Below are 1033 nucleotides of genomic sequence, written 5' to 3'. Positions count from 1 at the left end.
CCGGCCGGACGCCGCCGGCTGTGCTGCCTGCTGGCCGCGATCTCGCCCGCGAGCGTGGTGGACGTCGCCTTCGGCCAGAACGGCCACCTGACCGGCGCGCTCACGCTGGGCGCGCTGGCGGCGCTGCCACGTCGGCCATGGCTCGCAGGCGTGCTGATCGGGCTGCTGACGATCAAGCCGCATCTGGGGCTTCTGCTGCCCTTCGCGCTGGTGGCGATCGGCGCTTGGCGGACGATCCTCTGGGCGGCCGGGACCACGCTCGCACTGGTCGCGCTCAGCGTGGCCGCCTTCGGGCTCGAGCCCTGGCGGCTCTATCTCGGCGTCACCACCGGCGTGCAGGGCGAGATTCTTACGCAGGGCGTCGGCGGCTTCGTGACCATGATGCCGACCGTGTATCAGGCCGCCAAGGCGCTCGCCGGCCCCGCGGCGGCATGGCCGCTGCAGGCGGCCACGACGCTCGTGGCGGCGCCGCTCACGGTCTTCGCGTTCCGGCGCATGAGCGATCCCGCGGGACGCGCGCTCGTGCTGAGCGCCGGCGCGCTGCTCGCGCTGCCTTATGCGTTCAACTACGACATGACGGCGCTCGCGGGCGCGATCGTCGTGTGGGCGGCGACGCGGGCGCAGGCTTCCGGCTGGCTGCTGCTTGCCTGGATCGCGCCGATTGTGATCATGCCGCTCGCGCTGGCCGGCGCGTCGCTCGGGCCTGTGGCGCTCGTCGCCGCGCTTGTCGTGGCGGTCCGGGGGACGGTCCGCCACGCCGCCGGACGACCAGCCGGGGAGGCGTCCTTCGCATGAGCGTTGAAGTCGTCGACGTATCCGCCTTCGAGGGAAAGGTTCTTCCGGGCGAGCTCGCGATAGGGGAGGGCGAGCGCGCCGAGGCGCAGCGCTACTGGGCGGCGCGCGTCGCCGAGAACCCGCGGCTGTTCGACGGGCGCGTGCTGCTCGCCGAGACCGTCGATCTCGCCTCCGGCCGGCTCGAGGCCCGCTTCCGCGAGGCGCCGTACTCCACCTTCCTGTGGCTGCGCGCAGGCGG

The 1033-nt window shown here is 73.6% G+C and carries 1 protein-coding gene and 1 pseudogene; both read left to right on the top strand.

Annotation, left to right across the window (positions count from 1 at the left end):
• Window positions 1-795, top strand: a 795-nt coding sequence (locus tag ACIKT0_RS18920) for a glycosyltransferase family 87 protein (RefSeq protein WP_407106841.1), incomplete at its 5' end; no start/stop codon positions are given.
• Window positions 792-1033 (top strand): annotated as a pseudogene (locus ACIKT0_RS18915) (NUDIX hydrolase); the annotation flags it as partial. The gene ACIKT0_RS18920 and the pseudogene ACIKT0_RS18915, both read left to right, overlap by 4 nt.

Source organism: Hansschlegelia beijingensis, assembly GCF_045505405.1.
Classification (GTDB): domain Bacteria; phylum Pseudomonadota; class Alphaproteobacteria; order Rhizobiales; family Methylopilaceae; genus Methylopila; species Methylopila beijingensis_A.
Note: the sequence above shows the minus strand (reverse complement) of the source record. Positions and strands in the feature narration are given on the sequence as shown.